This window comes from Bradyrhizobium lupini (assembly GCF_040939785.1).
Lineage (GTDB): Bacteria > Pseudomonadota > Alphaproteobacteria > Rhizobiales > Xanthobacteraceae > Bradyrhizobium > Bradyrhizobium canariense_D.
This window is the reverse complement of sequence record NZ_CP162553.1, coordinates 29,878-55,915: the sequence shown is the minus strand read 5'-3', so window position 1 is coordinate 55,915 and position 26,038 is coordinate 29,878. Positions and strand designations below refer to the sequence as shown.

General features: G+C 64.8%; 19 protein-coding genes, 2 tRNA genes and 1 pseudogene. 21 read left to right on the top strand and 1 reads right to left on the bottom strand.

Features of this window, described 5'->3' with window-relative positions; translation table 11 throughout:
• The first annotated feature begins 463 nt into the window (after nucleotides 1-463).
• From AB3L03_RS00255 to AB3L03_RS00215, 9 genes are all read left to right on the top strand, one after another.
• Nucleotides 464-1,948: an efflux transporter outer membrane subunit gene (locus AB3L03_RS00255; RefSeq protein ID WP_026233443.1), complete on the top strand. Its 1,485-nt coding sequence runs from the start codon at nucleotides 464-466 to the stop codon at nucleotides 1,946-1,948.
• Entirely contained in the window at nucleotides 1,938-3,347 is a 1,410-nt protein-coding gene (locus AB3L03_RS00250; protein WP_204511169.1) for an efflux RND transporter periplasmic adaptor subunit, read from the top strand. The genes AB3L03_RS00255 and AB3L03_RS00250 overlap by 11 nt, the downstream gene beginning before the upstream one ends.
• 36 nt (nucleotides 3,348-3,383) lie before the next feature.
• A complete protein-coding gene (locus AB3L03_RS00245; protein WP_368508048.1) occupies nucleotides 3,384-6,533 on the top strand; it encodes an efflux RND transporter permease subunit in 3,150 nt (1,049 codons plus the stop codon).
• Entirely contained in the window at nucleotides 6,533-9,637 is a 3,105-nt protein-coding gene (locus tag AB3L03_RS00240; RefSeq protein WP_368508047.1) for an efflux RND transporter permease subunit, read from the top strand. Before AB3L03_RS00245 ends, AB3L03_RS00240 begins: the two co-directional genes overlap by 1 nt.
• Nucleotides 9,638-9,678: 41 nt before the next feature.
• On the top strand, nucleotides 9,679-10,413 hold the full coding sequence (locus AB3L03_RS00235; protein WP_204511172.1) for a tRNA-uridine aminocarboxypropyltransferase: 735 nt from the start codon (nucleotides 9,679-9,681) through the stop codon (nucleotides 10,411-10,413).
• Nucleotides 10,414-10,610: 197 nt separating this feature from the next.
• Nucleotides 10,611-11,327: an ABC transporter permease gene (locus tag AB3L03_RS00230; RefSeq protein ID WP_204511173.1), complete on the top strand. Its 717-nt coding sequence runs from the start codon at nucleotides 10,611-10,613 to the stop codon at nucleotides 11,325-11,327.
• A gap of 10 nt (nucleotides 11,328-11,337) precedes the next feature.
• Entirely contained in the window at nucleotides 11,338-12,090 is a 753-nt protein-coding gene (locus AB3L03_RS00225; RefSeq protein WP_204511174.1) for an ABC transporter ATP-binding protein, read from the top strand.
• Nucleotides 12,091-12,148: 58 nt separating this feature from the next.
• A tRNA-Cys gene (locus AB3L03_RS00220) sits at nucleotides 12,149-12,222 on the top strand.
• A gap of 188 nt (nucleotides 12,223-12,410) precedes the next feature.
• Complete coding sequence (locus tag AB3L03_RS00215) at nucleotides 12,411-12,557, top strand: hypothetical protein (protein WP_018457804.1); 147 nt, start codon at nucleotides 12,411-12,413, stop codon at nucleotides 12,555-12,557.
• Between the two features lie 87 nt (nucleotides 12,558-12,644).
• On the opposite strand, the gene AB3L03_RS00210 is transcribed toward AB3L03_RS00215, so the two are convergent.
• Nucleotides 12,645-12,857, bottom strand: a complete 213-nt coding sequence (locus AB3L03_RS00210; RefSeq protein ID WP_085349828.1) for a hypothetical protein — start codon at nucleotides 12,855-12,857, stop codon at nucleotides 12,645-12,647.
• 256 nt (nucleotides 12,858-13,113) lie between these two features.
• Here AB3L03_RS00210 and AB3L03_RS00205 point away from each other — a divergent pair, with 256 nt between their 5' ends.
• The 12 genes and pseudogenes from AB3L03_RS00205 to AB3L03_RS00150 all read left to right on the top strand — a co-directional run bounded on the left by AB3L03_RS00205 (nucleotide 13,114) and on the right by AB3L03_RS00150 (nucleotide 26,012).
• Nucleotides 13,114-13,377: a hypothetical protein gene (locus AB3L03_RS00205; protein ID WP_018457806.1), complete on the top strand. Its 264-nt coding sequence runs from the start codon at nucleotides 13,114-13,116 to the stop codon at nucleotides 13,375-13,377.
• 432 nt (nucleotides 13,378-13,809) lie between these two features.
• Nucleotides 13,810-14,727 carry an ABC transporter substrate-binding protein gene (locus AB3L03_RS00200; RefSeq protein WP_368508046.1) on the top strand — a complete coding sequence of 306 codons (918 nt, stop codon included), beginning with the start codon at nucleotides 13,810-13,812 and terminating at the stop codon, nucleotides 14,725-14,727.
• Nucleotides 14,727-16,124, top strand: a pseudogene (locus AB3L03_RS00195) (amino acid ABC transporter permease/ATP-binding protein); the annotation flags it as partial. The gene AB3L03_RS00200 and the pseudogene AB3L03_RS00195, both read left to right, overlap by 1 nt.
• A 273-nt stretch (nucleotides 16,125-16,397) precedes the next feature.
• Nucleotides 16,398-17,639: an acetamidase/formamidase family protein gene (locus AB3L03_RS00190; protein ID WP_204511177.1), complete on the top strand. Its 1,242-nt coding sequence runs from the start codon at nucleotides 16,398-16,400 to the stop codon at nucleotides 17,637-17,639.
• A gap of 258 nt (nucleotides 17,640-17,897) precedes the next feature.
• Nucleotides 17,898-20,231 carry an acetamidase/formamidase family protein gene (locus AB3L03_RS00185; RefSeq protein ID WP_018457810.1) on the top strand — a complete coding sequence of 778 codons (2,334 nt, stop codon included), beginning with the start codon at nucleotides 17,898-17,900 and terminating at the stop codon, nucleotides 20,229-20,231.
• Between the two features lie 16 nt (nucleotides 20,232-20,247).
• Nucleotides 20,248-20,631 (top strand): RidA family protein, encoded by a 384-nt coding sequence (locus AB3L03_RS00180; protein WP_026233445.1) that lies wholly within the window; start codon nucleotides 20,248-20,250, stop codon nucleotides 20,629-20,631.
• Nucleotides 20,632-21,605: 974 nt separating this feature from the next.
• Nucleotides 21,606-21,974, top strand: coding sequence for a hypothetical protein (locus AB3L03_RS00175; RefSeq protein ID WP_018457812.1), 369 nt, complete (start codon nucleotides 21,606-21,608; stop codon nucleotides 21,972-21,974).
• Nucleotides 21,975-22,108: 134 nt separating this feature from the next.
• A tRNA-Asn gene (locus AB3L03_RS00170) sits at nucleotides 22,109-22,183 on the top strand.
• A 176-nt stretch (nucleotides 22,184-22,359) separates the two neighbouring features.
• Nucleotides 22,360-22,539, top strand: coding sequence for a hypothetical protein (locus AB3L03_RS00165; protein WP_026233446.1), 180 nt, complete (start codon nucleotides 22,360-22,362; stop codon nucleotides 22,537-22,539).
• A 136-nt stretch (nucleotides 22,540-22,675) separates the two neighbouring features.
• Complete coding sequence (locus AB3L03_RS00160; RefSeq protein ID WP_018457814.1) at nucleotides 22,676-23,338, top strand: protein-L-isoaspartate O-methyltransferase; 663 nt, start codon at nucleotides 22,676-22,678, stop codon at nucleotides 23,336-23,338.
• A 203-nt stretch (nucleotides 23,339-23,541) separates the two neighbouring features.
• Nucleotides 23,542-24,933, top strand: a complete 1,392-nt coding sequence (locus AB3L03_RS00155; RefSeq protein WP_018457815.1) for a TolC family outer membrane protein — start codon at nucleotides 23,542-23,544, stop codon at nucleotides 24,931-24,933.
• Between the two features lie 305 nt (nucleotides 24,934-25,238).
• Complete coding sequence (locus AB3L03_RS00150; protein ID WP_247395659.1) at nucleotides 25,239-26,012, top strand: PopZ family protein; 774 nt, start codon at nucleotides 25,239-25,241, stop codon at nucleotides 26,010-26,012.
• Nucleotides 26,013-26,038 lie beyond the last annotated feature (26 nt).

Below are 26,038 nucleotides of genomic sequence, written 5' to 3'. Positions count from 1 at the left end.
GAGTGCGGATAGTACGCGGGAGGCGGTCAAGATATCGGCACGACGAACGCTTATTCGTTTTGCGATAATGGACAACCTCGCGAAAGTGGCCAGGCCCGGTTTCGCGGCCGGACTGAAGCCGCATCGCGAGCGGTGCAGGCGGATTGGAGGGGGTTGGCGTCGGTGTGGCGGCAGTATCACATGAAATCTTGGTAAGCTCGAACGCACTCAGGAACGACCCTGAAATTCAAGAAACACCTGCAGGACAGCACCCTTTTGTATTTTCTCAGCTCTAAGATCGTCGCGCTTTGGGGGGCACCTCGCAACTGCGGGACTGTCCCGCGGTTCCGCGTCCGGCTAGTATGAGGCGCACAATTTCGCTGAAAGCATCACTTGTGAACGAGTTGTCCAAAGCCCCCCGACGACCGCGCTGCGAATCGGCTAATCCGGCCGCGCGGCGGCGGTTCGATCTGCCCGGCGGGGGGTGGATGTGACACAACGTGTTCCGGCGATCGCCGTGCGGCGGTCACCAGGCGCGACGTCCCGGACGCGACGTGCGGCGCGCTGGCTTGCGGTCGCTTGCCTCGCCGCCGGTTCGGGCGCCTGCGTGCTGACGCAGGATCTTCCTGATCCCGCGCTCGACGTTCCCACGCAATACAAATATGCCGGGAAGGCCGATGCGCCGCCGTCGCTGGATTGGTGGCGCAGCTTCCGCTCCGCGGAGCTGACACAGCTGATGGAAGAGGCGCACACCGTCAACCTCGACATCGCCGCCGCCGTTTCGCGCATCGTCGAGGCCGACGCTCAGGCGCGGCAGGCGGGTGCGGCGCTGCTGCCGAGCCTGTCCGGCACCGGGCAGGAGGCCTATTCGCGCACCTCCGGTTCCTCCGCCTCGGGGCTAACCAATGGCGGCCGTGAGGTCGTCAACTACCAGGCTTCGCTGAGCGCGAGCTACCAGCTCGATTTCTGGGGCCAAAATCGCGACGCCCTGCAAACGGCGGAAGAGACGGCAAATGCCAACCGCTTCGATCGCGACGTCGTTGCGCTGACCACGCTTGCAGGCGTCGCTAACGCCTATTTCCAGGTGCTGGCCTCGCAGGATCGCATCAGGACCTCACAGCGCAACATCGCGAGCGCGCAACGCATCCTCGATGCCGTCAGGGAACGGCGCAAGGCCGGCACCGGCACCGACCTCGACGTCGCCCAGCAGGAGAGCGTGCTCGCAAACCAGAAGGCACTGGTGCCGCCGCTGCGCCAGACGCTCGACCAGAACGTCAATGCGCTTGCAGTCCTGGTGTCGCGGCCGCCGGAGAGCGTGCGCGTGCTCGGCGGCTCGCTGAACCGGATCGCGATTCCGCGCGTGACGCCGGGACTGCCGTCGGAGCTCCTGACGCAGCGGCCCGACATTCGCCGGCAGGAGGCCCAGCTCGCCTCCGCGACAGCGAACGTCGGCAATGCCCGCGCGCAATTCTTTCCGACCATCCAGCTCACCGGCAATGGCGGCTATCAGAGCTCGGCCCTGGTCTCGCTGTTCCAGCCGCATGCGGCATTCTTCCAGCTCGTCGGCAGCGCGACGCAGCCGATCTTCGACGGCGGCAAGATCCTCGGCAATTTCGAGTTTGCCAAGGCGCGGCAGGACGAATTGCTCCAGACCTACCGCAAGACCATCATCCAGTCCTTTGCCGACGTCGACAACGCGCTGTTCTCGATCAAGCAGACCACGATCAGGCTGCAATTGCAGCGTGACGTCCTCAACGCCTCCCGCCGCGCATTCGATCTCTCCGAGCAGCAATTGCGCGCCGGTACCGCCGATATCGTCACCGTGCTCAATACGCAACTGACCCTGTTCCAGGCGGAAGACGCGCTGTCACAGGCGCAACTTGCCCGCCTTCTTGCTATCGTCAGCCTGTATCAGGCGCTCGGCGGCGGCTGGGAGCCGAGGATGGAGAAACCGGTCAATGCTCTTTAAGCCGGATACGAAGCAAGGCGCGAAGGAGGGAACGGCAAAGAAGTCGCGCGGGCGCGGCTTCGTCATGACCCTGATCACGCTGGCGATCCTCGGCGGGCTCGGCTACTACGGCTGGACCATCTGGCACCAGCAGCCGCAGCAGGCGAACGGCCGCAATCAGCGGCCGGATCTGCCGGTGCCGGTGCTGGCGGCGACGCCCCGCATCCAGGACGTTCCCGTCTACCTCGACGGCGTCGGCGCGATCCGCGCACTCAACACCGTGACCGTCCGCTCGCAGGTCGACGGCAAGCTGATCGCGGTCAATTTCACCGAGGGACAGGACGTCAAGAAAGGCGACGTGGTCGGCGAGATCGACCCGGCGCTCTACCAGGCGACGTACGATCAGGCCGTCGCCAAGAAGGCGCAGGACCAGGCCCAGCTCGCCAACCAGCGTATCGACCTTACGCGCTACGAGCAGTTAGCTGCTTCCAATGCCGGATCCAAGCAGCAGGCCGACACCCAACGCGCGCTGGTCGCGCAGACCGAGGCGTTGGTCAAGGCCGACCAGGCCGCGATCGACAATGCAGCGGCGACGCTGAGCTACACCAAGATCGTGGCGCCGATCTCGGGCCGCGCCGGCCTGCGCCAGGTCGATCAAGGCAACATCATCCATGCCTCGGACACCACGGGTCTCGTGGTGATCACGCAATTGCAGCCGATGGCGGTGTGGTTCAGCCTGCCGCAGCAGCAGATCATGCGCGTCAACGCCGCGGCATCGAAGGGCACGCTCGCGGTCGACGTGTTCGGCAATGACGGCCTCACCGTGATCGACACCGGCAAGCTCACCGGCATCGACAACCAGGTCGACCAGACCACGGGAACGCTCAGGCTCAAGGCCGAATTTCCCAACGCCAATTACCAGCTCTGGCCCGGCCAGTTCGTCAATGTCCGCCTCAAGGTCGAGACCTTGACGCAGGCGCTGGTGGTACCGACCTCTGCCGTGCAGCGCGGACCGATCGGCACCTTCAGCTATGTCATCGGCGAGGATAACATCGTCTCGGCCAAGCCGGTGACGGTGACGCAGCAGAACGAGCATGACGCCGTCATCGCCAGCGGCCTGTCGGCGACCGACAAGGTCGTCACGACGGGCTTTGCCAATCTGTCCGACGGCTCCAAGGTGGTCATCGGGCGCGACGATCAGACCCCGTCGGCCGATCTCGCGCCGCGCAAGCGCTCGCGCGGGCCGGATGGTCAGAAGAAGGACGGCGCAAAAGACGGCCAGAAGGACGGACAAGACAAGGACGGCGAGTTCCGCGCCAAGCGCAAGAGCAGCGAAGGCGACCAGAAGGGCCAGACCGGACCGGCACCAGGGCCTCCGTCAAGTCCGGGTGCATCGGGAAGTGGAGCCAAGCAGCCATGATCCCGACAACAGCCGCCTGAGCGGCAGGCGCATCCCATGGGCGTCTCCGAACCCTTCATCCGCCGTCCGATCGCGACCTCATTGCTCGGCATCGCGCTTCTGATTGGCGGGCTGCTCGGCTATTTCGCGCTGCCGGTGTCCGCGCTGCCGCAGGTCGATTTCCCGACCGTGCAGGTGACGACGCAATTGCCCGGCGCGAGCCCCGACGTGATCGCCTCGCTGATCACCGCGCCCTTGGAGCGGCAGCTCGGCCAGATCCCGTCGCTGTCGGCGATGAACTCGACGAGCTCGTTCGGCGTCAGCCAGATCTCGCTGCAGTTCGATCTCACCCGCGACATCGACGGTGCCACCCAGGACGTCCAGGCTGCGATCAACGCGGCGGCCGGCGTGCTGCCCAAGACGCTGCCTTATCCGCCGACCTACGCCAAGGTGAACCCGGCCGATGCGCCGGTGATGACGTTGGCGCTGCGCTCCGACACAATCTCGTTGCGGGCGATGAGCGACATCGCCGATACGCTTCTGGCGCAGCGGCTGAGCCAGATTTCCGGCGTCGGGCGCGTCTCTGTGCTCGGCGGACTGAAGCCAGCCGTCCGCATCCAGGCGGATCTCGCGCGGCTCGCCGCCTATGGCATAGCCATGGAAGACCTGCGCACCGCGATCGCCAGTGCCAACGTCTCCGGGCCGAAAGGCTCGCTCGACGGCGCGCAGCAATCCTACATCATCGCCGCCAACGACCAGATCGCCGCCGCCGACGCCTACAAGCCTGTCATCATCGCCTACCGCAACGGCTCGCCGGTCACGATCGCCGACGTCGCCCAGATCGTCGATGGGCTCGAGAACGACCGCACCGGCGGCTGGTACCAGGGCTCGCCCGCCGTCATCATCGACATCCAGCGTCAGCCCGGCGCCAATGTGATCGACGTCGTCAGCCAGATCCGGGCGGAAATCCCAAAGGTCCAGCGCGCTATTCCGGCCGGCGTGAACCTCACCATCGTCTCCGACCGCACCGTCACCATCCGTGCCTCGGTGCGCGACGTGCAGTTCACGCTGATCCTCAGCGTCGTGCTGGTGACGCTGGTGGTGCTGCTGTTCCTGCGTTCGCTACGCGCCACGCTGATCGCCGGCGTGGCGCTGCCGCTGTCGCTGATCACGAGCTTCGGCATCATGTATTTTGCCGGCTTCAGCCTCGACAATCTGTCGCTGATGGCGCTCACCATCGGCACCGGCTTCGTCGTGGACGACGCCATCGTGATGATCGAGAACATCGTCCGCCACATGGAAAACGGCGACAGCGCGATGGAGGCCTCGCTGAAGGGCGCCAGCGAGATCGGCTTCACCGTGATTTCGCTGACGGTATCGCTGATTGCGGTGTTCATCCCGCTGTTGTTCATGTCGGGCCTTGTGGGCCGCATGTTCCGCGAATTCGCGCTGACCCTGACGATCGCGGTCGTGACCTCCGCCGTGGTGTCGCTGACGCTGACGCCGATGATGTGCTCGCGCCTGCTGAAGCATGCCCATGAAGAGCTGGCAGTGCCGGGTCTTGCCGCGGTCAGCCGCTTCATCGACCGCACCGTCGGGTTCTATCACCGCACGCTGCTCTGGGTGCTGGAGCGCCAGCGCGCGACACTGGTCGTGACTTTCGCCACGCTGATCGCGACCCTGGCGCTCTATGTCGTCGCGCCAAAGGGCTTCCTGCCGCTGCAGGACACCGCCTCGATCACGGCGGTGACCGAAGCCGGTCCCGACGTCTCGTTTGCGGAGATGCAGAAGCGGCAGGCCGAGGCGGCCGACGCCATCAAGGCCGACCCCGATGTGACCGGCGTGGTCTCGGTGATCGGTGCAGGCTCGGTCAATCCGACCACCAATGTCGGCCGTCTTGTCATGACGCTGAAACCTCGCGGCGAGCGGCGCGACGATGTCAGCGTCGTGATCACCCGCCTGAAGGGGCGGGTGGCCGCCATCCCCGGCATGACCGTCTATTTCCAGCCGGTGCAGGACGTGCAGATCTCGACCCAGTCGAGCCGTTCGCAATACCAGTACACGCTGACCGGCACCGACGCCGCTTTGGTGTCGGAATGGGCGCGCAAGCTGGTTGCCGAAATGCGGCGCGATCCGCTGTTCCGCGACGTCTCCTCGGAAGCGCAGGAAGGCGGTCTGCGGGCGCAGCTCACGGTCGACCGCACCCGCGCCGGCCAGCTCGGCGTCAGCCTCCAGGGCATCACCGACACGCTCAACGACGCCTTCGCGCAGCGCCAGATCTCGACCATCTACGGCCAGGCCAACCAGTACCGCGTGGTGCTGGAAGCGCTGCCGATGTACCAGCGCGATCCCTCGATCCTGTCGAAGCTTTATCTGCCGGGCGCGGCGAGCGCGACCGCCGGTGCGCCCAACGCGCAGGTGCCGCTCTCCGCCGTGGCGACGCTGACGCGCACCACCGCGCCGCTCGCGATTTCGCACCAGGCGCAATTCCCGTCGATCTCGCTCAGCTTCAACCTCGCGCCGGGCGCGGCGCTTGGCGATGCCGTCGAGGCCGTGAAGACCATCGAGACCCGGATCGAGATGCCCAACAGCATCGTCGGCGTCTATGCCGGCGACGCCGCCGAATTCGCCAAGGCACTCGCCGGCCAGCCCTGGCTGCTGCTGGCCGCGGTGATCACGATCTATATCGTGCTCGGCGTGCTCTACGAGAGCTACATCCATCCGATCACGATCCTCTCGACGCTGCCGTCCGCCGGCGTCGGCGCGATCCTGGCGCTGATGCTGTGCGGGCAGGATCTCTCGGTGATCGGGCTGATCGGCATCATCCTGTTGATGGGCATCGTCAAGAAGAACGCGATCATGATGATCGACTTCGCGCTCGAGGCCGAGCGCGGGCAGGGGATGTCGCCGAACGAGGCGATCGTACAGGCTTGTCTGCTGCGCTTCCGTCCGATCATGATGACGACGCTGGCCGCCCTGTTCGGTGCGCTGCCGCTGGCGATCGAGAGTGGCACCGGCGCCGAGCTGCGCTTCCCACTCGGCATCTCCATCATCGGCGGCCTGCTGCTCAGCCAATTGCTCACACTCTACACCACGCCGGTGATCTATCTCGCCCTCGACCGCATCAACCGCCGCCTCGAGCAGGCGCTGCCGCCGGCCGAATCCGGCGGTCCGCCCGTCGCGGGCGCGACCGAGGGGATGCAGTGATGGCATCGATCTCGGAGCCCTTCATCCGCCGCCCGGTCGCGACCACGCTGCTGTCGATCGGGTTGTTCCTGCTGGGTATCGTGGCTTACGAGTTCCTCCCCGTTGCCTCGGTTCCGAACATCGATTTCCCCGCCATCTTCGTCTCGGCCAGCCGTCCTGGCGCCGACCCGTCCGTCATGGCCGCGACGGTTGCCTCGCCGCTGGAGCGGCGGCTCAGCGAGATCGCGGGCATCAACCAGATCACCTCGACTTCGTCACTCGGCACGACCAGCATCCAGCTCCAGTTCGACATCGGCCGCAACGTCGACAAAGCCGCCCGCGACGTGCAGGCGGCAATCAATGCGTCGCTGGTCGACCTGCCGAGCGATTTGCCGACGCTGCCGCGCTTCCGCAAAGCGAACACCGCAGGCGCGCCGGTCTTCGTGCTGGCGCTGACCTCGAAGACGCTGTCCGCCAGCGCGGTCTACGACGTCGCCGACACCGTGCTGGCGCAGCGCATCTCGCAGGTGCCGGGGGTGGGCAATGTGACGATCTCGGGTGCCGACCAGCCGGCGGTCAGGATTCAGCTCAATCCCGTCGCGCTGTCCAATGCCGGCATCGCCACCGACGACGTGCGAACTGCGATTATCAACGCCAACCCGCTCGGTCCGGTCGGCATCTTCAACGGCGAGCGCCAGAGCGAGACGCTGTCGCTCAACAAGCAGATGCGGACGGCGAAAGAGTTCCGCGACATCGTCATCAAGAGCGCGAAGGGCAATTTCGTCCGGCTCTCCGATGTTGCCGACATCGAGGACTCCGTCCGTAACGCCCGTTCCATCGCCTGGTTCAACAAGCAGCCGGCTGTGCTGATCCAGATCACCAAGCAGGGCGATGCCAACGTCATCGATACCGTCGACCGGGTGAAGGCGCTGATCCCCGCGCTGAAGCAGTGGATCCCGGCCGGGGTCGATATCTCCACCTTGGTCGACCGCACCAGTACGATCCGCGCCAGCGTGCTCGACATGCAGTGGACCTTGCTCGCGACTGCCATTCTCGTGATGGTCGTCGTGTTCGTATTCCTGCGACGGCTCACGCCGACGATCGCAGCCGGAATCTCGGTGCCGCTGGCGCTGGCCGGAACCTGCGCCGGCATGTGGGTCGCGGGCTTCTCGATCGACAATCTTTCGCTGATGGCGCTGGCGATCTCCGTTGGCTTCGTGGTCGACGACGCCATCGTCATGATCGAGAACATGTACCGCAATCTCGAGCACGGCATGCGGCCGCTTCAGGCGGCATTGGACGGCGCCCGGCAGATCGGCTTCACCGTCGTGTCGATCAGCCTGTCGCTGATCGCGGCCTTCACGCCGCTGATCTTCATGGATGGCGTCGTCGGCCGGCTGCTGCGCGAGTTCTCCCTGACATTGACCTTCGCCATCCTGGTCTCGACCCTGGTGTCGCTGACGGTGACGCCGATGATCTGCGCCCATTACATCCGCCAGACCACGTCTGGCACGGCGACCCTGTTCGACCGGATCATCGAGGGCTCGCTGTCGCGCATCGTCGCGTTCTACACCCGCACCTTGCGCACCGTGCTGGAATATCCGCTGCTGACGCTGCTGGTGTTCTTCGCCACCATCGGCCTAACAATTACGCTCTACATCAAGATCCCCAAGGGCTATTTCCCGACCGACGATTCCGGCTTCGTCATCGGGGCGACGCGCGCCTCGGCCGACATCTCGTTCCAGTCGATGCTGAGCCTGCAGCAGCGGCTCGCCGACATCGTGATGCAGGATCCGGCAGTGGCCGGCATCGGCTCCACCGTCGGCAGCGGCGGCGGACCGGGCGGCGCGACCTCCAATCGCGGCACCATGTTCATCAGCCTGAAGCCGCCGGAGGAGCGCGACCACGTCTCGACCCAGGTGGTGATCGACCGTCTCAGGCGGGCGTTATACCCGGTGCCCGGCATCCGCCTGTTCATGTTCGCCGCCCAGGACGTGCGCGCCGGCGGACGGCAGAGCGATTCCGACTACCAGTACACGCTGACCAGCACCGACCTCGGCCTGTTGCAAAAGTGGGCGCCGATCGTGGCCAAGCGCATGGAGAGCGTCGAAGGCATCACCGACATCTCCAGCGACCGCGATCCCGGCGGGCTTCAATTGACCTTGTCGATCGACCGCCAGAAGGCCTCGGCGCTCGGCGTTCGCATCCAGGATATCGACAACGCGCTCAACAACGCGTTCTCGCAGCGGCAGATCGGGATCATCTACACCCAGCGCAACCAGTACATGACCGTTCTGGAGATCGACCCGAAATTCCAGGTCGACCCGTCCAACCTCGATCGCATCTATGTCGCCGGCGCGGGTGACGCGCAGGTGCCGCTGTCGGCCGTGGTGCATGCGACGCGCGGGCTCGCCGCGCTCGCGGTCTATCATTCGCAGTCGTTCCCATCGACCACGGTGTCGTTCAACCTGTTGCCGGACGTGCAGATCCAGGCCGCAACGCAGAACATCCAGCGCGCGGTCGAGGAGCTGCATATGCCGGAGGGCATTCGCGGCAGTTTTGATGGCAATGCTGGCGATTTCGCCAAGACCAGCGGCCGCCAGCCGCTCCTGATCCTCGGCGCGCTGGTGGCGATGTATATCGTGCTCGGCGTGCTCTATGAGAGCCTCGCACATCCGCTCACGATCATCTCGACGCTACCCTCGGCGGGACTTGGCGCGCTGCTGGCCTTGCAGCTCACCAACACGCCACTGACCGTGATCGCCTTCGTTGGCATCATCCTGTTGATCGGCATCGTCAAGAAGAATGGCATCATGATGGTTGATTTCGCGCTCGATGCCGAGCGCCAGCGCGGCCTGTCGTCGGCGGAGGCGATCTTCGAGGCCTGCCAGGCGCGCTTCCGGCCGATCCTAATGACGACGATGGCGGCGCTGTTCGCCGGCATTCCGCTGGTGGTCGCGACCGGGCCCGGCACGGAACTCCGCCGTCCGCTCGGCATCACCATCATCGGCGGGCTGTTCGTCTCGCAGATCCTGACGCTCTACACCACGCCCGTGATCTACCTGCTGGTCGACCGCCTGCGCCGCCGCTCCGAACCGCGCCCGCTGGCCGCGCCGGCGGAATAGGCGGGTTGTTGAACTGCCGTGCAGAGCGTATAGCGGCGACTATGTCGAACCCCACCGCCGCCGCGCCGGCCGATCCGATCCCCGAATGCCCGCACTGCCAGAAGCCGATGCCTTTGTGCATCTGCGACAGCGTCACGCCCATCAAGAACCGGCTCTCGCTCCTGATCCTTCAGCATCCGCAGGAGCAGGACAGGGCGCTCGGCACTGCGCGGCTGCTTGCGAAGCATTTCGCCGGTGCCACGCTGCGGGTCGGCCTGTCCTGGCCGAGCCTGTCGAAAGCGCTGGGGCAACCCATCGAGAACGCCTCGCACTGGGCCGTGCTCTATCTCGGCTCGGCGCACGCCACCGATCTCGAGGCCGAGGGCGAAATCCTGGCTCTCAATCGCAAGAGCGAGGTCGCGGACAACCAGCGCGCGCGCCTCGCCAAGCTCGAAGGTGTGGTGCTGCTCGACGGCACCTGGAGCCAGGCCAAGGCCCTGTGGTGGCGCAACCCCTGGATGCTGAAATGCCAGCGCGTCATCCTGAACCCGACCACCCCATCGCGGTACGGGCGCCTGCGCAAGGAGCCTCGGAAGGACGGACTGTCGACCATCGAGGCTGCGGCGACGATCCTCTCCGCTCTGGAGAAGCGCCCGGACATCGCCGAGACGCTGAATGCCAGCTTTGAACGGATGTTAACCCGCTACCGCGAGGTCCAGACCGAGATGCCCGAATTGGCGCCAAAGCCGCCGGTGAAGGACCGCCGGCGCGGTGTCCGGCGGGTCAAGCGAGCCTGACTCCGGTCCGGATCATCCGTACGGCCGATTGTCCCGCGAGAGGCGGGCGGATAGAGACCGTCGGCCAATAGGCCGCTATCTGCTATCCTCTCGCACGATCGGAACGCCGGAAACGAAGGGGCCGTCGCATTCAGCTTGCAGCCAAGGAGATCCTTGCCCAGGCGGCGCGGTTCGATCGTTGGGGCACGCTTGCCCTGATGGACGTTTCGCTACGCTATCGGCGTACCGTCATCGGCCCGCTCTGGATCACACTGACGCTCGCGGCGACCATTGCCAGCGTCGGCACGGTCTATGCGGCACTGTTCAGACAGGACATCACGAGCTTTCTGCCGCACTTTGCCGTCGGCCTGATCGTCTGGACGCTGATCGCGACGACGCTCCAGGAAGGTTCCCACATCTTCGTGGCATCAGGCCATTTGATCAAGGCGGTGCCGGCGCCGCTGATCGTGCACGTGCTCCAGATGATGGCGCGCAACGTCCTCATCTTCGCGCATCATCTGGTGATCGTCGTCCTGCTCTATCTCCTGATGCCGTGGCCGCTGCATGGGAGCATGCTGCTCGCGGTACCGGGCTTCGCGATCCTGCTCACTGTGCTGCTGGGTGGCTCGGTCGCGCTCGGTATCCTCTGCGCGCGGTTTCGTGACATCGGCTCGGCGATCGTCAGCGGCCTGCAATTCGTCTTCTTCCTGACGCCGATCATCTGGACCGAAGACAGCGCGCGCGGCACCGCGTTTTATTGGCTGATCCGCGCCAATCCGTTCGCGACGCTGCTCGATCTGGTGCGCAGGCCGCTACTGTCGCAGTCGACCGATGCGGGGCAATGGCTCCTCGGGGTCATCTATGCGACCGTCCTGGCCGTCATCGGCCTCGGCTGCTACGCGAAATACCGCCATCGTGTGGCGTATTGGCTGTGAGGCACGAGATATGACCCCCGCAGCTCATATCGCGCTTCGCAACGTCTCGGTGAGGTTTCCGGTGCTGTCGTTCCGCGACCGCTCGCTGCGCAGCCGGTTCGTCAACGCGATGACACTGCGGCGGACCACGGCGACCCCGCACATCGTCTCCGCGTTGAGTGACGTCAACCTCGACATCCGTGCCGGCGATCGCGTCGCCATCATCGGCGCCAATGGCGCCGGCAAGACCACGCTGCTGCGGGTGCTCGCCGGCATCTACCATCCGACGTCGGGCAGCGTGGACGTGCTGGGCCGCTGTCTGCCGCTGTTCGATCTCTCGGCCGGATTCGACGAGGAAGCGACCGGCTACGAGAACATCATGCGGCGTGGCCTCGTGATCGGCGCACGGCGCTCCGAGATCGACGCCAAGCGGGGGGAGATCGCCGCATTCACCGAACTGGGCGACCGGCTCGACCTGCCGCTGCGCACCTATTCCAGCGGCATGATGCTGCGCCTGATCTTTGCAGTCGCAACCGCCGTCGAGGGCGAGATCGTGCTGCTCGACGAATGGATCGGCGTCGGCGACCAGCAGTTCCGCAAGAAGGCGCGGCAGCGGCTCGACGAGATCGTTGTACGCGCCGGCATTCTGGTGCTCGCCTCGCACGACATCGAGTTGATCAAGAGCACCTGCAACCGCGCGATCCTGCTGGAGGAGGGGCGCATCGTGGCGGCCGGCGCGACCGATGAAATTCTCGGCCAATATCTCGGCGGCGCGAAGGCGTAGCTGGTCCGGTCGGGGTTGCCTAAACCTGTGATCCCCTATATTGCTCCGCCCTCGTTGGGGCCACGTGGCGGAGTGGTTACGCGCCGGTCTGCAAAACCGTTTACTCGGGTTCGAGTCCCGACGTGGCCTCCATCACAACCTCCTGATATTTCAGCAATATTCGATCGTATCGCGGCTGCCATCGGCCCGCGCGGGCGATGCGTGCTGGCCGCGCACACCGGGTTTGCCCGGGGCCCGGCGGAAACCCGCCATTCAGCCCGCTGGCATAGTCTTCGCATCTGCGAAGTGATGCATCCCAACGATCGAGCGCTGGAGAGCACGTGAGCGAAACCGTCCGATTTGTCCCGAAATCCGAGCTGGAGCGGGCCCGCCTCATCCGCGAGGCCCGTGCGATCTATGACAGCATCTTTCCGCCGGCCGCACCCGACCAGGCGCCGCAGGACGGCGGAGAGCGGGTCAAGACCTGATCGCGATCACGCGGGATTTTCACCGCGTAGCTGCCATAGCAAAACGCCCGCGGAGCGCGGGCGCGTCGGCTCACGGTGAAATTGGCTTCAGCAGGCCGCGTACCAGCCGTCCGGGAAAGGCACCAAGGGCCAGGCGCCCTCATTGTCATTGGCGGCCTTGGGCTTCGCGGAGGCGTTGGGCTTCGCGTAATACGTCCACGAGCGCGGCACGAAATCCTCCCCCGGCACGAACGCCAGATCTTCATGGACCATGGCGTCCTGGACGGCATCCAGCAGCAAGTTGAATTCGGCTTCGCTCATCACACCCTCCGGACCGCGGATGGCGCAATATCGCAAAGCCGGTTTGTTTCCCGGTTGAGCCGATCGATCGCATTTTAACGATCCGCCAATCGGGTCCCGATTGGTTAGCGATTGATGAAATCGCGTTGGGAAACTTAGGTTCCTGCCGGGGTGCCCGCAGTGTGAAGGATGTCACATCTTTCGCTGTTTATTTCTCCTACCCCTTTGCACACCGGCCAATACAGGCCGGTCGGGCAAAGCAGACGGGAGACTGGTCATGAAGGCGCGGTTCTTGCGATTTGCGGGCGTGAAAAGCCGGGCGCGCCGGGCCTCGACGGTCGGGCTGTTCCTGACGCTGTTTGCCTCCGCCGCCCATGCGCAGCAGGGAACACCCGAGCAGCGCCGGGCCTGTACCCCCGACGTCTACCGGCTCTGCGCCGGCGAAATCCCCAACGTCCGCGCCATCACGGCCTGCCTGCGCCGTAACAGGCCAAGCTTGAGTGAGGCTTGCCGCATCGTGTTCGATCAGGCCGGCGGCTGACATACCGGCCCTGTGGGTTTGTGCGCAGCAAGTGGCTCGCGCGGGCAGGCGAATCCGGCATAGTCGTCCTGTGGATACACCTGTGGGTATGCTGCGGACAGGCTGGGGACGGCGGGGGATGTGCTTCGGATGTCGGCCGCAGATGCGTCCTTTGATTGTCATATCTCTGTCAAATGACCTCACCGCATGATCTGCTGATCGTGCAGATCGCGGCGTCACGCAAGATCATGTGGTTTCCCCGAATTCGCAATTGCGCGCTACAGCGTCCCGCATTCACGAACAGTTTTTGAGCAGCTGCCTGCCCAAATGGCGGGCTCCCTCCATCCAATTTTTTGTACGCCCGCGGACAAGCTTTCCGGTCCGCTCTCCTCCTAGGCTCGCTTCCGCGATCTGGAACATGGCCATTGCCATGACAATTCGAAGGAGCTGGAGATGGAGAGACCCGTATTGCCCCAGGCGCGGGGGAACGCACGTGCATCGCTGTCTTGGCACAAGGCCGCGCTCGGCGCCGCGGTCACTTTCGGCGCGCTGGCAGCCGCGCCCCTGAGCGCGCAGGCTGCGGCGCCTGCGGCCTGCGCCGCGCTCCAGGACAAATATCCGGACTGGAAGGGCAAGACCCTCGTCAACGCCATCAACCCGCACACGCCGGGCTATGAGACCATCGATCCGAAGGATCCGAGCAAGTATATCGGCTTCGACATCGATCTCGGCGAAGCCATCGGCGAATGCCTCGGCTTCAAGTTGACCTACAAGCCGGTGACGTTCGCGGCGCTCCTGACGACGCTGGCCGCGGGACAAGCCGACATCGTGATTTCCGACATCTACGCCACCAAGGAGCGCGCCAAGGCCGCCGACTTCATCACCTATTCGAAAGTGTTCGACGGCGTGCTGGTCGCCAAGGGCAATCCGAAGGGCATCAACGGCATCAACATGTCGATGTGCGGCGCCGCTGCCGCCGAAAACACCGGCTATGTCGAGGTGCCGCTGATCCAGGCGCTGCTGCCTGAGTGCAAGAAGGCCGGCAAGGCCGAGCCGACCGTCCAGCTCTACGACAACAACGCCAACTGCATCCAGGCGATCCTCGCCGGTCGTGCCGACACCTATGTCAACGACGTCAACACCGTCGACAGCGCGGTGAAGGCCTATCCGGACAAGCTGGAGAAGGCGACCGCGGTGACGATCCCGTATTCGGTCGGCATCGCCGTCCCGAAGGACAAGTCTAAATTCCGCGACGCCGTGCTCGCAGCCCTGATCGAGGTGCAGAAGGCCGGCACGCATATGGAGCTTCTGAAGAAGCATGGGCTCGACGTGAACAACTTCAAGGAGCCTGACATTCTGACGGCCGACTGATGTCGCTATTCCTCCATTACCTGAGCATGCCGTATCTGCTCGAGGGCATCGAGCTCACCCTCGAGGTGACTGCCCTCGGGCTCGGCGGCGGATTGATCCTTGGATTGATCCTCGCCGGCATGCAGCTCTCCCGCTTCTGGCTGCTGGCGGCGATCGCCAGGGCCTACACCGTGATCTTCCGCGGCACGCCGCTGATCCTGCAAATGGTGTTCGCCTACGACGCGTTGCCGCATATCGGGATCAAGCTGCCGGCGGTGCTGGCCGCCGGCCTTGCGCTGGCCTGCAACGAGGCGCCGTTCATCGCCGAGATGCTGCGCGCCGGCGTGCTCGGTGTCGACCGCGGGCAGGTGACGGCCGGCCAGGCGCTCGGCATGACGCCGCGGATCCTGATGTGGCGGGTGATCGCGCCCCAGGCGATCCGCACCATGATCCCGGCCTTCGGCAACGAGGCCGTGAGTGCGCTGAAGAATTCGTCGCTCGCCTCCGTGGTCGCGGTCCAGGAGCTGACCCTGCGCTCGACCCAGCTTGCGTCCTCGACCTTCGACTTCTTCTCGATCTTCTTCGCCTCGGGCCTGCTATACCTGGTGCTGACCTTTGCCATCAGCATCATCCAGCTTTTCGTCGAATGGTTGCTCGATCTCGATCGTACCAAGGGCCGCCAGCGCAGGCTCGCCGATTACCTGCCCTGGCGTCGCGTCGACCTCGCCACCAAGCTCGAACTTGCCGCAGCGACCGTCGACGTCCAAGTGCCTGGACAGGCTGATCTCACCGACACGCCGCCGCCGGCCTTGACCCGCGAGGAACGCACCCGGCGCGCGGCGACGATTTCACGCAACAACATCGCGGTCGAGACCAAGGACCTCACCAAGAGCTACGGCGCGCAAAAGGTGCTTGGCGGCCTCGATCTTACGGTGCGCGTCGGCGAGGTCGTCGCGCTGCTCGGGCCCAGCGGCTCCGGCAAGAGCACGCTGCTCCGCTGCATCAATCATCTCGAAAGCTGGGACGGAGGCACGGTGCGTGTCGGCGGCCGCCGCCTCGGTTTTGGCGACGACGGCAAGCTGCTGCCGCCCCGCGCGATCGCCAATGAGCGGGCAAGCGTGGGCGTCGGCATGGTGTTCCAGCAATTCAATTTGTTCGCCCACCTCTCGGCCAAGGAGAACATCGCCGGGCCCTTGCGCTGGGTGCACGGCATGACCCGCATCGATGCCGATCGGCGCGCCGCCGAGCTGCTCGACCGGGTCGGGCTGTCGCACCGAGCCGACGCGCTGCCGCGGCATCTCTCCGGCGGTCAGCAGCAGCGCGTCGCGATCGCCCGAGCGCTCGCACCGAACCCCAGCGTGCTACTCTTGGACGAGCCGACCTCGGCGCTGGATCCCGAGCTCGTGAGCGAGGTGCTGGAAGTGATCCGGCGTCTCGCCGTCGATGACGGCCTCACCATGATCATCTCGACGCACCAGATCCGCTTCGCCGACGAGGTCGCCGACCGCGTCGCATTCCTGAGCGGCGGCACGATCATCGAGGAGGGGCCCGCGCACGACGTGCTCTCCAACCCTCGCAATCCGCTGACCGCGCGTTTCCTCAGCGTGATGGAAGCCGACAAGACCCGGAGGCGGTGCGATGAGAACCGCACCCACGACGTTCAAGACCGCGTTTCCAGAAGAGGCCACCTCATGAAGCATCTGACGCTGCCGGTTTCGCCTAAGACCGTCCACTGGGGTTATTTCTCCAAGAAGGTCGCGCCGGCCCTGACCCTGCGCTCGGGCGATCGCGCCACCATCGAGACGCTGACCCACCACGCCAACGACGATTACGAGCGCATGATCCAGGGCGATCCCGGCGCCGAGAGCGTGTTCCAGTGGACGCGCGAGCACAAGGCAGTCGCGCGGCGCGGTTCGGGCCCGACCGAAGGCCCGTTCATCCGCGGCGCAGGCGAGGGGATCGGCGTGCATCTCCTCACCGGTCCGGTCGCGATCGAAGGCGCCGAGCCCGGCGATATCCTTGAAGTGCGCATCCTCGATATCAGGCCGCGGCCGAGCTGCAGCGCCTGTCATGCCGGCCGTTGCTTCGGCTCCAACGTCGCTGCGAGCTGGGGGTTTCACTATCACGATCTGATCGAGGAGCCGAAGCCGCGCGAGGTCGTCACAATCTTCGAGCTCGACACGTCAGGCGAGCCCTGCGCCAAGGCGGTCTACAACTACGTCTGGACGCCGCAGACCGACCCTGACGGCATCGTGCATCCGACCATCGATTATCCCGGCGTGCGCGTCGATCACGCCACCATCAAGAAGCGCGAGAACATCCTCACAAGCGTCAGGGTGCCGGCACGGCTGCATTTTGGCACCATGGGGCTCGCGCCGTCGGAGGCCGATTTCGTCAGCTCGATCCCGCCGAGCTATACCGGCGGCAACATCGACGACTGGCGCATCGGCAAGGGGGCGCGGATGTTCTATCCGGTCGCGATCCCCGGCGCCTATTTCTCGGTCGGCGATCCCCACGCCGCGCAAGGCGACAGCGAGCTTGGCGGCACCGCGATCGAGACCTCGCTGACCGGCGATTTCGAGTTCGTCCTGCACAAGAAGGCCGATCTCGCCGGCACCAGCCTCGAAGGTCTCGATCATCCGATGCTGGAGACCGATCAGGCGTGGTCGTTCTACGGCTTCACCTATCCGAACTACCTCGCCGCGCTCGGCGCCGACGCACAGACCGAGATTGCCAACCACTCGAGTCTCGACCGTGCGATGCGCGATGCGTTCCGCAAGCTCAGGAGGTTCCTGATGACCGTGCACGGTTTGAGCGAGGACGAGGCGATTTCGCTGCTATCGGTCGGCGCCGATTTCGGCGTCACCCAGGTGGTCGATGCCAATTGGGGAGTTCACGGCACGATCCGCAAAAACATCTTTCGGTGCGACTGATGGGCCGTAGCCCGGATGGAGCGCAACGCAATCCGGGTTTGTCACGCCGGACTCAAAAGGCCCCGGATTACGCTTCGCTCCATCCAGGCTACACATCGTGCTCGACGTTGACATCGCGCTCCAACACTTTGAAGAACAGCTCATTTCCAGGATGAGGACGTGACAAAAGACCGTCATTTGCGGCCCCTCGCTGCGACGGATGACCACGTTCGTCTGGCACAGAGGTTGCTTCGATCCACTGCAATCTGGGTCGATCCGATGAGCTTCCGTCCTTTCACGAGCGAGTCCTACGCTCAAGACGACCGCCCCGAAGCCTGGCGGGACGTGCTCGCCGCGGTCGGCCTGCAGCCGGCGGCAGGCCATTGCTTCCTGGATGGGCACGCAACGGCGTCACATCGCCACGCTGCAGGCGTTGCGCTGACGCGCATGGCGGCCGGCGCCCAGACCATCGGTCCGCGTCCGCAGGCCAACGAAGACCTGCCGATTGCGCTGATGCCGGTCGAGGACGGCATGGTGCTCAAGAGCGCCGCCGGCCATCGCATCGTTCCGGTGGGCCATCTCGTGCTGCTGCCGCGGAGCGGGGACTGGAGCATCGTATTCCAGCGCGACATGCGCGCCGTCGTGCTGTCGGTGACCTCGGAGGCGCTGCACGGCCGCCTCTCGGGCAGGCCGCGGCTCGGCGAACCCAGGGTCGTTCCGCCCAGCGGCTTTGCCGATGTCTTCGCGCGCTTGATGGACGCGACCGCGCGCACGCTCGACACGCTGAGCGATGCCGAATGGAATGCGGTCACGCAGTCGCTCGTCGATCTGCTGCTGACACTCGCCCATCAATTGGCGGCTTCGACGTCCGACGCCGGATCGAGCGCGACGCAGTCGGCACTCCTGCACCGGATCTGCCAGACCATCGAACGCCGCCTCGACGATCCCGGACTGGTGCCGGCGCGCGTCGCGCAGGCCGAAGGGATTTCCGAGCGCTATCTGCAAAAGCTGTTCGAGACGGTCGGCGACAACTTTACTCATTACGTTCGCGAGCGGCGGCTGCAGCGCGCCTGGGCCGATCTGTCCAATCCGTCCGAGGCGCATCGCTCAATCTCGGAGATCGCCTACGCCTATGGGTTTGGCGATTCCGCGCATTTCAGCCGCGCCTTCCGCCATCGCTTCGGGCTGCCGCCGCGCGAGTTTCGCCAGCAGGAAGCGGAGCGGGCGACGACCCAGCAGGGGATAGCCGGTCAGCGCGGCTGGCCGCAGGATGCGCTGGCGCAGCTTCGCGTGCACCCGGCGAGCGCCGAGGCGCGCGGCAATCTCGCCCGAACCGACATCGACGAGCCGAGAACGGCCGAACGCAAGCATCATCATCTTCCGATCGAAGCCCACCGTGTTCATTGGGGATATTTCAGTCGCGCGTTACAGCCGCAGCTCGAGATCAATTCGGGTGATACGATCACGATCGAAACGCTAACGCAGCATGCCTCCGATGATCCTGAGCTGATGATCGCGGGCGATACCGCCGCCGAAAGTGTATTCGGTTGGACCAAGGCGAGGAAGAACGTGGATCGCCGCGGCGCGGGTCCGATGGATGCCAGCATATTCGGGCGCGGCGCCGGCGAAGGCTTTGGCGTGCACATCTGCACGGGGCCCGTGTCGGTGAAGGACGCCCAGCCCGGCGACGTGCTGGAAGTCCGGATCCTCGACATCGTACCGCGCACAAGTCGTCATCCGAAACATTCAGGGCGCGTGTTCGGCTCCTCGGTCGCGGCCTGGTGGGGCTATCATTACGACGAATTTCTTTCAGGACCGAAGCCGCGCGAGGTCGTGACGATCTACGAAATCCTGGACGATACCGATGCGCCGCATGCCCGCGCGCTGTATTCCTACCGCTGGGAGCCGCAGACCGACCCGTTTGGCGTGGTGCACGCCACCTACGACTATCCCGGCGTTCCGGTCTTGCCCGGCACCGTGAAGCGCCGCCACGCCGTGCTCGACGGCATCCGCATTCCCTTGCGCCCGCATTTCGGCGTGATCGCGGTGGCGCCGCGCGAGGTCGATTTCATCGACTCCGTGCCGCCGTCCTATTTCGGCGGCAATCTCGACAATTGGCGCTTGGGGAAGGGGGCGACCGTCTATCTTCCGGTCTCCGTTCCCGGCGCATTGTTATCGGTGGGCGATCCCCATGCCACGCAAGGCGACGGCGAATTGAGCGGCACCGCGATTGAATGCTCGATGACCGGAACCTTCGAGGTGATCCTGCACAAGAAGGCCGACCTCTCCGGCCAACCCTTCGCCGATCTCTCTTATCCCCTGATCGAAACCGAATCTGATTGGGTCCTGACCGGATTCAGCCATCCCAACTACCTCGCCGAGTTCGGCGCTCAGGGCCAGAGCGAGGTTTACGCAAAGTCCTCGCTCGATCTCGCCATGAAAGATGCGTTTCGCAAGATGCGACGCTTCCTGATGAACGTGAAGGGGTTGAGCGAGGACGAGGCGATCGCGCTGATGTCGGCCGCCGTCGACTTCGGCGTCACGCAGGTGGTCGACGGCAATTGGGGCGTGCACGCGATCATCAGCAAGCGCCTGTTTCTGGACGCGCCTTAAACCGAAGGATACTCCAGTGAAATTCCACATGATCAGCGGCGGACCCAAGCCGGTCGCGCCCTTCAGCCACGCGGTGGAGACCGACGGTTTTGTCTTTGTCACCGGCCAGATGCCGGACACGCCGCAAATCCCGGGCGTGCTGCCGGAGGGCATCGTGGCGCAGACGAGGGCGGTGATGGAGAATTTGAAGGTGGTGTTGGCGGGCCTCGATCTCGGTTTCGAGCACGTCGTGATGACACGCATCTATCTCACGCGTTTCAAGGAAGACTACACCGCGATGAACGAGACTTATCGCGCGTTCTTTCCGCCCGACCGCCTGCCGGCCCGCACCTGCGTCGGTGTCACCGGGCTTGCCTACGACGCGCTGATCGAGATCGACCTGGTCTGCCGCCGGCCGTGAGGAGATGATCCGTAGCCCGGATGGAGCGAAGCGCAATCCGGGATTTGTTTAACGGATACAGGGCCCCGGATTACGCTTCGCTCCATCCGGGCTACAAGCCCTTGCGTTGCCCGACGGGCAAAACACCCAAACGACGGGTCAATCCGCTCGCGCGAAAAGATTCTACTTTACCGAAATTCGACTCTGGCGTATTCAGTCGCCACCTCATCCCTGTCAGCGGGGCGTATCGCGATCGTCACGAACGCGGGGTGAGCTGCGGTGGACGCTAGTCACATCGGCGCGAAGGGCTTTGCAGGGCGGGCAACCGTGAGCGAAGGCGTCGCGCACACGACCGGTGCTATTAGCGTACGGCAAAACCGTGTCGTCCTGACGCCCGGGGTCTGTGCGTCAAGTCTTCTGGTGATGTCGCTGCCCGACCGGGCACGCAGCATCAGCCATCCGCAAGGCGACGGGGGCAATAGTGCATCGCTCCCCGGGGAGAGCTCGGCATAAGCCGTCAAACCACTGCGCAGGGAAGGCCGTGTGTTGGGCTTCACCTGTATGCCGCTGTGCAGCCTCTTGTAGCGCAACCTTCGCGCAGTGGACCGTGGGTGCCAGCCGGCACCCGGTCTTCCCTGCGCCCTCTGACGAGGAGGGTGTACGAAACAAAGCAAAGCTCGGGCGAGCCAAGCCGCGAGGGCGCGAAGCTGTGTCTGCGACAAGAATCATATTCGCGCGGTGCCGGGCGCCCGCCCCGGAGACAACAAACCCCGCGATCGATGAATGCCGGTTCATTGCTGCGGAGAATTCGAATCGATAAGAATTGGCTCGCTGCGCGTCTCGCGTCGTGCAGAGAGCCGGAGGCGGATCGATCGCGTCTTGCACCTTTCGATTGCGCCTCCGACGATCCTTCGAGGCAACGCCATTGGTTGCCGCGGCGCCTGCGCCGATCGACGTCAGGCACCGAAAGCCCGTTTCGATCGGGGGAATTTCATATGAAGTATTTTCTGTCTGCACTGATCGCGGTCGGTCTATCGATTGCCGCCGCGCCGTCGTACGCGACTGACGCCCGCAACGTCACTGTCGTCAACGAGACCGGCTATGCCATCAAATTCCTGGGCTTCAACGCCCCGGACGATGGCATGGACGAATGGGACAACGAGCTGGACAAGGTTTTGCAGAACCAGGCGAGCACCTATGTCGAGTTCGACGATGACGACGAAGGATGCGTCTGGAACGTCCGCGTCGACTGGCAGAACTATGACGAGACCGTGCTCTGGAAGAACGTCAACCTCTGCAAGTTCACGGCACTCCGGCTGCGCTACGATTCCGGCACCAAGACCACTTCGTTCGTCGCCGAGTAACTTGACCTGAGGCCAGGCGGAGGAGGGGCCGCGTGCCCTTCCTCGCCGCAATGTGCCAGATAGCGAATTCGTCCTTTGCAAGCGCAAGCGGCTTTGTTATACGCAGCCGCGCGCGAACGACAGGTTCGCCCTTTTCCTCGGTAGCTCAGCGGTAGAGCATCCGACTGTTAATCGGATGGTCGCTGGTTCGAATCCAGCCCGGGGAGCCAAATTCCGCTTCATTTTCAGCAACTTGCGCCCAGACTCTGATCTGGCGTGCGATCTCGTTGCAGCAGATCCTCAACTAGATGTGTACCGCGGCGAGCCCGCATCCTCCGCGGTGACGCCAAAACGACTCAATTGAAATCGAGCTTCCAGAGGCCGGTCCTTTACGGAGCTGATTCCCATGCGAGACATCCAGGTCGACCGTTTCCCGTTGGCCCCCTCCATTCTGCCGGCGGACATCCCCGAACTCAGCGACGACGAATGCCTCGCCTGTCTGGCGCGGGCGGTCGAGACCCACGATTCGGCACGGCTGGACGAAGTCGCCGCATTGATCGGCCGCCTCGCGGTCACGATCGAATAGGCGGCTCACCCTCGACGTTGCGAGTTGCGGAAGGGCCCGGTTTGCGGGCCAAAGCCATGTTGCGTTTTCGCAGGGCCTGTTCCAAAGATGCCGCCAACTTTCGTCCGCGGCATCGTCCGCCTTGCAGGGTCCGCAAATGTCCGTTTTCTCGACGGCGCGCCTAAAAATGGTCGATGGCCAGGTGCGCACCAGTGACGTCACCGACCGTCGTGTTCTCGACGCCATGCTCACGGTTCCGCGCGAGGCTTTCGTGCCCGCCAGCCGGCAGGCGTTGGCGTATCTCGACCTCGATCTCGACGTCAGCGAGGGAGGCGCCAAGCGGTTCCTGATCAAGCCGCAGCTGACCGGCAAGCTGCTCCAGGCCGCCGAGATCGGCGAGGATGACGACGTGCTGGTCGTCGGCTGCGCCACGGGCTATCTCGCTGCGCTGACCGCCAAGCTCGCGCGCAAAGTCATCGCGACGGAATGCGATTCGGGCCTGGCGGCAAAGGCCAACGACGCCTTCGCCGCCCTCGGGTTGGCCAACGTGGCCTGCAAGGCCGCGGCCTGCACCGAGGGTGATGCCGCCGCAGGTCCCTATGATGTGATCGTCCTCAACGGCGCCACCGAGGTGACCCCGGCAGGGCTGCTCGGGCAGCTCAAGGAGGGGGGGCGCCTGGTGGGGGTCTCGGCCGAATCCAGGCCGCCGCGAGCCATGATCGTGACCCATACCCACGGCGAATTCGGCCATCGGGCGCTGTTCGATGCCGCAGCCCCGGTCCTTCCGGGGCTGGAACGGGCCGCCGCCTTCGTCTTCTGACGGCTTTGGCCCGTTAAAATCCCGTTCTGAATCAGAAGTGTGGCCGGGATGCTGCACGTGAAGAGTTTCCACCGAGAACACCCCTCAGGTAGTTCCGTCGCGCTTGACCGCGTCCTATGTTGCGGCGGGGCAACGACTCCACTCGTAGACGGTAACCCAGCTCGCGGGCACGAGCCGGGCGTTAGAATGAACGGAATTTTTGGATGCATGGGGTGAAGCTCTTCACCGGAGCAGCGGTTTCGGTCCTGCTGCTGGCGCTTGCCGCGCCGACGCCTGCCTTGGCGGATACGATCGAGGCTGCGCTGGTGCGCGCTTATCAGAACAATCCGCAGCTCAACGCGCAGCGCGCCCAGGTGCGCTCGACTGACGAGAACGTGCCGCAAGCGCTGTCGGGCTATCGCCCCAAGGTCGGGATCAACCTCAGCACCGGCTATCAATATCAGGATATTCAGCAGACGCAGAAGGCTGTGCCGATCCATAGCGACCCGCCCCTTCAGCCCAATAGCGCCAGCCTGACCATCAACCAGACGCTCTATAACGGCAATCAGACCGCCAACAGGACGCGCGTGGCGGAAAGCCAGGTCTCGGGATCCCGCGAGGCGTTGCGTGTGCTCGAGCAGACGGTCCTGCTGCAGGCTGCGACCAGCTACATGGATTATCTTCGTGACTCCGCCACACTCGAAGTTCAGCGCAGCAATGTGCGCGTCCTCGAACAGACGCTCAAGCAAACGCGCGATCGCTTCAATGTCGGCGAGGTGACGCGCACGGACGTGGCGCAATCCGAAGCGCAGCTCGCGGCAGGCAGGACCCAGGCCCTGACGGCCGAATCGAATCTCACGACGACGCGTGCCAATTTCCGCCGGATCATCGGCAACGAGCCGACGAACCTTGCGCCGGGCTCGCCGGTCGATCGTTTCCTGCCCGGGACGCTCGCCTCCGCCGTCGGTCTCAGCCTGGTGGAGAACCCCAACGTCACGGCATCGATGTTCGGCATCGACGTCAATTATCTCCAGGTCAAGATCAACGAAGGCGCGCTGCTGCCGACCCTCACGGTTCAGGCTGGCATCACCCAGTCGTACCAGCAGACCCTGACGGTCTTCCGAACGACGACCGCTTCCGCCATCGCGACCGCCTCGGTGCCGATCTATCAGGGCGGCGCTGAATATGCGCTGATCCGCCAATCGAAAGAGAACTTGGCGCAGCAGCGCCTGAATCTTGAAACCACGCGCGATCAGACCCGCGCCAACGTCGTGCAGGCCTGGGGCCAGTTGGAAGCCGGCAAGGCGCAGGTGCAGTCTGCGCAGGCGCAGGTTACGGCCTCCGAGATCGCGCTGAACGGTGTGCGCGAGGAAGCCAAGGCCGGCCAGCGCACCACGCTGGACGTGCTCAACGCGCAGCAGGCGCTGGTCAACGCGCGCGTGGCGCTCGTCACTGCCCAGCATGACCGCGTGGTGGCGTCCTATTCGGTGCTCAACGCGGTCGGTCGTCTCGCGCCGCAAGTCCTCGGCCTCAACACCACTGTCTACGATCCCAGCGTGCACTACCATCAGGTCCGCGACAGCTGGGCCGGCGTACGCACGCCAGACGGACGCTAGAGTCCCGTAATCATCCGGTCGGCCTCGCAAATAGCCGAAGCCGACCGGTGCTTTGCTTGCAATCAGCAAAATCCCTGACATAGCCTTGCCAAGAAGATGCGGGTCGATTCGCTCTGCATCCGATGCCGTGTGCGTAAAGCATGAGTGCCGAGGGCAGGGGCGCACCGCTGCACGTTGAGCTGTCATCTGGGGACAAGTCGGGCTGCCGTGACGAAAATGTCGGGCCACCCATCCGGAACCGGCCAATCCTGTCGTGCTTGGTGTAAAACAACGCATGCGAGGGCGTTGATGATGTGGAGTCGGAGATGACGCAGCCTGCAAAGGTCACAGAACCCTCGATGGAGGAGATTCTGGCCTCGATCCGGCGCATCATTGCCGACGATGAGGCCAAGCCGCCGCCGGCGGATGCCGCTAAGCCCGAGAAAGCTGCCGCCCCCGCCGCGTCACCGAAGCCGCAGGTGATCAACGATATTCCGCCATCCAAGGTAGCGCCGCCCAAACCGGCCGCCGAAAAGCCGGCACCGGCTCCGGCCGCAAAGCCGGCAGCGCCGCCGGCCGCCGCACCCGAGGTGGATGCATCCAACAATCAGGACGATATCGACGCGCTGCTGGCGGGGCTCGACGCAGCCACGCCCGCGCCGGAAATCCGTGCTCCCGAGCCGGAGCCCGAACCTGAGCCCGACGTGCTGGAATTGACCGACGATATGGCGCTGGCGATGGAGCCGACGCCGCCTCCGCCGCCGCCGAGCTTCCGCAAGGTCGAGCCGCGCGACGATCTCGAATTCGCCGAATCGCCGCCGCCGCGTCCGACGCCGGCATCCTATGCGCCCGTGGACTTCGATGCGCCGCCGCTGCCGCCCCAACAGCCGATGCTGGCGCAATCGACGGTCTCCGCGGTCGAATCCGCCTTCAATTCCCTGGCCCACACGGTGCTCAGCAGCAATGCGCGAACGCTGGAGGATCTGGTCAAGGAGATGCTGCGTCCGATGCTGAAATCCTGGCTGGACGACAATTTGCCGGGCCTGGTCGAACGCATCGTGAAGGCCGAAATCGAGCGGGTATCGCGCGGCGGCAGGTAGATCGGGCCGCAGAGCCCTCATAAAGC

What these genes read in the sequence shown, in the direction of transcription:
- AB3L03_RS00250 (WP_204511169.1), top strand. Translation starts at nt 1,938, where the DNA reads ATGCTCTTTAAGCCGGATACGAAGCAAGGCGCGAAGGAGGGAACGGCA.
- AB3L03_RS00245 (WP_368508048.1), top strand. Translation starts at nt 3,384, where the DNA reads ATGGGCGTCTCCGAACCCTTCATCCGCCGTCCGATCGCGACCTCATTG.
- AB3L03_RS00240 (WP_368508047.1), top strand. Translation starts at nt 6,533, where the DNA reads ATGGCATCGATCTCGGAGCCCTTCATCCGCCGCCCGGTCGCGACCACG.
- AB3L03_RS00235 (WP_204511172.1), top strand. Translation starts at nt 9,679, where the DNA reads ATGTCGAACCCCACCGCCGCCGCGCCGGCCGATCCGATCCCCGAATGC.
- AB3L03_RS00230 (WP_204511173.1), top strand. Translation starts at nt 10,611, where the DNA reads ATGGACGTTTCGCTACGCTATCGGCGTACCGTCATCGGCCCGCTCTGG.
- AB3L03_RS00225 (WP_204511174.1), top strand. Translation starts at nt 11,338, where the DNA reads ATGACCCCCGCAGCTCATATCGCGCTTCGCAACGTCTCGGTGAGGTTT.
- AB3L03_RS00210 (WP_085349828.1), bottom strand. Translation starts at nt 12,857, where the DNA reads ATGAGCGAAGCCGAATTCAACTTGCTGCTGGATGCCGTCCAGGACGCC.
- AB3L03_RS00205 (WP_018457806.1), top strand. Translation starts at nt 13,114, where the DNA reads ATGAAGGCGCGGTTCTTGCGATTTGCGGGCGTGAAAAGCCGGGCGCGC.
- AB3L03_RS00200 (WP_368508046.1), top strand. Translation starts at nt 13,810, where the DNA reads ATGGAGAGACCCGTATTGCCCCAGGCGCGGGGGAACGCACGTGCATCG.
- AB3L03_RS00190 (WP_204511177.1), top strand. Translation starts at nt 16,398, where the DNA reads ATGAAGCATCTGACGCTGCCGGTTTCGCCTAAGACCGTCCACTGGGGT.
- AB3L03_RS00185 (WP_018457810.1), top strand. Translation starts at nt 17,898, where the DNA reads ATGAGCTTCCGTCCTTTCACGAGCGAGTCCTACGCTCAAGACGACCGC.
- AB3L03_RS00175 (WP_018457812.1), top strand. Translation starts at nt 21,606, where the DNA reads ATGAAGTATTTTCTGTCTGCACTGATCGCGGTCGGTCTATCGATTGCC.
- AB3L03_RS00165 (WP_026233446.1), top strand. Translation starts at nt 22,360, where the DNA reads ATGCGAGACATCCAGGTCGACCGTTTCCCGTTGGCCCCCTCCATTCTG.
- AB3L03_RS00160 (WP_018457814.1), top strand. Translation starts at nt 22,676, where the DNA reads ATGTCCGTTTTCTCGACGGCGCGCCTAAAAATGGTCGATGGCCAGGTG.
- AB3L03_RS00155 (WP_018457815.1), top strand. Translation starts at nt 23,542, where the DNA reads ATGCATGGGGTGAAGCTCTTCACCGGAGCAGCGGTTTCGGTCCTGCTG.
- AB3L03_RS00150 (WP_247395659.1), top strand. Translation starts at nt 25,239, where the DNA reads ATGACGCAGCCTGCAAAGGTCACAGAACCCTCGATGGAGGAGATTCTG.